This is a genomic window from Clostridium sp. (assembly GCF_036639235.1).
GTDB lineage: Bacteria > Bacillota > Clostridia > Clostridiales > Caloramatoraceae > Clostridium_AB.
In genome coordinates this window covers 1-2626 of record NZ_JAVWJB010000099.1, presented here as the reverse complement: position 1 = coordinate 2626, position 2626 = coordinate 1, and the positions used below count along the sequence as shown (strand labels likewise).

3 protein-coding genes and 1 other annotated feature are annotated in these 2626 nt (G+C 34.6%); of the genes, 2 read left to right on the top strand and 1 reads right to left on the bottom strand.

All coding sequences use genetic code 11. The features are described 5' to 3' along the window. On the bottom strand, positions 1-186 hold a 186-nt coding region (locus tag RR539_RS10755), incomplete at its 3' end, for a hypothetical protein (RefSeq protein ID WP_332483804.1). Positions 187-330: 144 nt separating this feature from the next. After that, positions 331-534, top strand: a binding site (T-box leader). A gap of 54 nt (positions 535-588) precedes the next feature. Here RR539_RS10755 and serS point away from each other — a divergent pair. Next, entirely contained in the window at positions 589-1875 is a 1287-nt protein-coding gene (serS, locus tag RR539_RS10750; RefSeq protein WP_332474315.1) for a serine--tRNA ligase, read from the top strand. Between the two features lie 170 nt (positions 1876-2045). Beyond that, positions 2046-2465 carry a DMT family transporter gene (locus RR539_RS10745; RefSeq protein WP_332474316.1) on the top strand — a complete coding sequence of 140 codons (420 nt, stop codon included), beginning with the start codon at positions 2046-2048 and terminating at the stop codon, positions 2463-2465. Positions 2466-2626 lie beyond the last annotated feature (161 nt).

Here is a 2626-nt window from a genome sequence, read left to right as displayed (position 1 = left end):
TATAATATCGCTAACCTGGCGTTCCTTAGAACCTTTTTCCGGCTCTATAGTTATAGAGTTACTATTTTTAGAAATAACACTACCTTTGAAGCTGTAATTACTTGAAGTTTTCATAAAGGAAAGGCCAATAGTTATAACTACAGCAGCAATAAATACAAGTGCAATAAGGTTTTTTGATATTTTCATTTAATTCATCTCCAAAAAAGTAATAAGTAAACAATAATAAAATCTAAGGTAATTAAAATTATAACATAAAATTACATAAATACCATAATAATAACAAAAAATATCTGGTTGAATATTTTATTGGAAATGATATAATAATATAAAAAGAAACCTTTGACGAGGAGTAGTAAATATCTACAACACTTAAGAGAGTGGGTGGTTGGTGTAAACCCATGTGAAGTAGTATTGAATCCACCTTTGAGGGACTGTGATGAGCAGTACCGCCATGGACGGTTATTCCATTGAGAGGATTAACAACTGTTAATCAACTTAGGTGGCAACGCGGAAGATATACCTTTCGTCCTATATTTTTAGGACGAAGGGTTTTTTTATTTTATTTTGTATGTTTAAGGAGGTAATATTATGTTAGACATTAAAAGAATTAGAATGAATCCTGATGAAGTTAGAGAAGGGATGCTTAGAAGAAAGAAAGAGGCTGAGGCTAAATCAATAGACGTTATACTAGAGCTTGATGAGAGAAGAAGAGCTATACTAGTTGAGGTTGAAGCACTTAAGAGCCAAAGAAACACAGCTTCAGGTGAAATAGCAAAGCTTAAGAAAGCTGGAGAGTCAGCTGACCATATTATGGCAGAAATGAAGGAACTTTCAGATAAGATTAAGGGTCTTGATGAAAGTCTTGCAGGAATTGAAGAAGAGCAATACAATCTTGTTCTTAGACTTCCAAACGTACCAAATCCATCAGTACCAGCAGGGGAAGATGATACAGAAAACATAGAAATGAGAAAAGACGGAACTCCTAGAGAATTCGACTTTGAACCACTTGCACACTGGGATATAGGAACTAACCTTGATATTCTTGACTTTGAAAGAGCAGGAAAGGTTACAGGAGCTAGATTTACATTCTACAAGGGAGCAGGAGCAAGACTTGAAAGAGCTCTTATTAACTTCTTCCTTGATAAGCACACTACAGAGAATGGATACACAGAAATTCTTCCTCCTTTCATGGCTAATTCAAAGAGTTTAACAGGAACAGGACAGCTTCCTAAGTTTGAAGAAGACATGTTTAAGTTAAATGGAACAGATTACTACCTAATACCAACAGCAGAGGTTCCAGTAACTAATATATATAGAGATGAGGTTCTTCCAGGAGAAACTCTACCAATACTTCATACAGCTTACTCACCATGTTTTAGAGCAGAGGCAGGTTCAGCTGGAAGAGATACAAGAGGTCTTATTAGACAGCACCAATTTAACAAGGTTGAACTAGTTAAATTTGCTTCAGCTGAAACTTCATATGATGAGCTAGAGAAGCTTACAAATGATGCAGAAAGCGTACTTAAGGCACTTGGACTACCATATAGAGTGGTTAAGCTTTGTACAGGAGATTTAGGATTTAGTTCAGCTATGACATATGATATTGAAGTTTGGATGCCAAGCTACGGAAGATATGTTGAAATTTCAAGCTGTTCAAACTTTGAAGACTTCCAAGGAAGAAGAGCTAATATTAGATATAAGGAAAACCCTAAGGATAAGCCAAAGATTGTACACACACTTAACGGATCAGGTGTTGCAGTTGGAAGAGCCCTTTCAGCTATCCTTGAAAACTACCAAAATGCAGATGGAACAGTAACTGTACCAGAAGCACTTAGACCATACATGGGTGGACTAGAAGTAATTAGCGGAAAATAAAACTGGTTGCTAAGTGGGGATACAGATTGCCCTTTCACCATAAATTTAATATATTTGTTTATTAATAATACTAAACGATAGCATTTTTATGCTATCGTTTTTTGAGATTTTATAACATATAATTAATAGGATAATGACAAACAAGTAAAAATATATTTAAGGAGAATGAGATGTATTATTTAGCTTTATTATTTGGTGGGGCTACGATTGGACTTATGATAAGTGTTAATGGTCAACTTGCTAACCACCTGAATATATTTGAAATCAGTTTTATAGTTCATGGAATTGGACTAGTACTTTTATTAACTTATGCAGTGTTAATAAAGAGGGAGAAAATAACCTTTAGAGGACTTCCGAAGTACGTATATACTGTTGGTATATACGGTGTTATTTTAGTTGTTACAGGAAGTATATGTGCTAATAAAATAGGTGCAACCCTGACTATGGGTCTATCTATTGTTGGACAGATGTTAATATCTGCAATAATAGATCACTTTGGATTATTTAAGACTCCTGTATGTAAGTTTGATTATAGAAGAATTCCAGGATATCTAATTATAGGTGCTGGAATTCTATTACTGCTTAGATAGGGGGAGGGCGTAATGGCAATATGGATTGGAATAGCTGTCTTAAGTGGGATGGTTAATATAATGAATAGAATGATTAACTTAGAGGCAAAGAAAAGACTCGGTCTATGTAATGGAACTATGCTTAACTATGTAGAGGCAACAATATTATCTCTTATAATAGC